The 2,696-nt window shown below is 61.0% G+C and carries 1 protein-coding gene; it reads right to left on the bottom strand.

Annotated features, from left to right (window positions below):
• Positions 1–99: 99 nt before the first annotated feature.
• Positions 100–2,583 (bottom strand): MMPL family transporter, encoded by a 2,484-nt coding sequence (locus tag OXG98_18225; protein MCY3773947.1) that lies wholly within the window; start codon positions 2,581–2,583, stop codon positions 100–102.
• Between the last annotated feature and the right edge of the window lie 113 nt (positions 2,584–2,696).

The raw sequence follows: 2,696 nt of genomic DNA, 5'->3' as shown, positions 1-2,696 counted from the left end.
GTAACGGCGGTCGAAGCGCATAGTGCGAAGGGCGGGGAAGCGGGAGACGGCCATGGGGGTTCGGCTCCTGTCGAATCTGTGGGGGAAGAAGAAACTGCTCTAGCTCTTCACACCGACCTTTTCGCCGTACACAAAGCGGGGCCGGAACCGGTTCAGGATTGCCGGTAGCACCGTCATTGAGACGAGCAAACACGCTCCCATATTGAGCGACAGCATGGCGCCGAGGTAGAAGTTGGGGCGGAAGCTCGAAGTCAGAAAGACCAGGAAGCCGCCGATGACGACCACGGCATTAAAAAAGATGGCCTTACCCGAGGTGGCCATGGTCGCGGCGGTGATGTGGACCGGGTCGGTCAGACCGTCCCGGACCTTGACCCGATACTTGTTGAGAAAGTGGATCGTATAATCAATGCCGATGCCAATGACCATGGACGCGGTCAGCGATTTGCCGACCTCCAGCGGGATGTTGAGCAGACCCAGCAGACCAAAGCTGAAAATCATAACCAGGCTGATCGGAATGACGTTGATCAGGCCCGCGACCCAGGAACGGAACATCAGGGCGGTCAGCACAAAGACCGCGCCCAGCGAGGTGACCAGACTCGACAGCTGGCCGGACACGACCAGTTCGTTCATCCGGTTCAGCATATAGCCGTTGCCGGCAATGCCGATCCGAAAACCGCTGTTGGTTTCCCAGCCAAGAACGGTGGGTTGAATACCAGCCAGCCAGCGGCCAAAACGGACCATCGGGGCGTCGTGGGCGGCCGCGTCGGTGTCTCCGTTATGGCCAAATTCCTGGATGGCAAAGTCTCGGATCGTCCCCACCACCCGTTCGACATCCCGGGTTCTATCCGACCGCAGATAGACCGTGACGTTGGCGTGCTGGTAGTCATAGTCGACGATTTCATCAAAGTCGTCGGGATCGCCGGAGAACGAGTACAACAGCAGATACTGGGCAACCAGGTCCCGCGAGCTGGGAACGGTTTCCATCTCTGCGCGATCCTCGTTCATGACCCGGTTCATGCGTTTGATGTATTCCGCCAGCGACAGCGAGCCGCCAACCTGGGGGTCTTGCTCGACCGTGGCCTGGAGGCGGTCGAGCTGGGCCAGCAGTTGCGGGTCTTTGAGGCGGTCTGCTTCCTGGCCCTCAATCGCCACATAGATGGGTATGGTGCCCTGAAAGTTTTCGCGCAGGATGGTGTCGCCGACGCGCAGTTCGTGGCGCGCGTCAAACATGCGAATGACCGACGCATCAACCACGATGTGCTGGGCACCGAACAGGCACAGCCCGACGACGAGCGCCGTCGGGACCCACACCGCCGCCGGACGCCGGGCCACGCCCCGCCCCAGGCGGGATAGCAGGCTGGCCGCCCAGCCGGTGGCGGCCAGGTCGCCGCTGCGGTGCATCTGCCGGCGCAGGCCGCGGCTGACGGTCGGCGGCAGCAGGCTCAGCAGGGCCGGCATCAGGGTCAGCGAGAAGACCATGGCGGCCAGGATGCCGACCGCGGTAAAGACGCCAAAATAGCGTATCGGGACCATGGCCGAGGTCAGAAAGGATAAGAAGCCGGCGGCGGTGGTCAGGGAGGTCAAAACGACGGGTTGCCACATCTCGCGCATGGCGGCGAGCACGGCCGCGGACGAGGACGTGTCCGGGTGTTCCAGCAGTTCGTCGTAATAGCGGCTCAGAATATGAATGCCGTCGGCGACCCCGATCGCCATCAGCACGACCGGCATCATTGAGGTGATGAAGAACATCGGGAAGCCGGTGGCGGCCATGGTGCCCAGGGTCCAGATCACCGCGGCGACCACGACGGCCAGGGGCAGCAGGACGCCGCGCAGGCTGCGATAGGTACAGTACAGGGTGGTGACAATCACCACCAGGATCAGGGGCAGGAAGGTTTCCATATCGCGCTGGCCCTCGCGTTCAAAGTTGACCTCAAGCGCGCCGCGGCCGGCCACGTGGCAGGATTCAGGCACACCGGCCGCTTTTTTTTCCTGAACCATGTCGCGGATCGTGGTATACACCGCTATCCGTTGGGCCGAGCTTTCCTGCGTGCCCTCCCCCGGCTCCATCTTGGCCATAATCAGCAGCCCGGTGCCGTCCTGTGACACGACCCAGTTGACGAACATGCTGTTGGCGAACAGGCTACGTTTGAGGCTGGCCAGAGCGGAGGGGGTGTGGGGCACGGTTTCCATGAACGGATCAACGTTCATGCCGTCGGTCGTGCCGGTGATGTTGTCCATGGTCGCGACACTGGCCACATCTTCGTCGCGGACCGCCTTGATGCCCGGCAGCAGGGCGATTTTTTCCGAGAACTCTTTGACAATGCCCAGGGTGCGCGGGTTGAAGACGCCGTTTTCATCGGGATTGTCATTGAAGACACCGACCAGGATGAGATCGCGTACGCCGAAGCGTTCCTCGACCATCTTGTTATAGTTGATGACCGGGTCGTCGGCCGGGAAATTTGCCTCGACATCGCCCTCAAAGCGCAGGCTTTGCAGGGGGAGTATGGCCAGAACCGTACTGGCCAGGGCCAGTATGATGACCAGCCATCGAAAACGGATGATCAACCGAAAAAATGACTCCATGCTTTTCTTCTTTGTCGGCTCGATAGGCGGCCTGATTCGGCATCACACTACGTGAAGTTGGTGTGACGGCGCAATAACTCGACAGGACCTTAAAAGTCCATCGGCAGTCGCAA

Source organism: Gemmatimonadota bacterium (assembly GCA_026706345.1).
Lineage (GTDB): Bacteria > JAAXHH01 > JAAXHH01 > JAAXHH01 > JAAXHH01 > JAAXHH01.
The sequence above is the reverse complement of the archived record's forward strand: the minus strand, read 5'-3'. Positions and strand labels throughout refer to the sequence as shown.

Bases quoted from the DNA above. Each gene is read 5' to 3' on its own strand.
- OXG98_18225 (MCY3773947.1), bottom strand. From the start codon at position 2,583: ATGGAGTCATTTTTTCGGTTGATCATCCGTTTTCGATGGCTGGTCATC.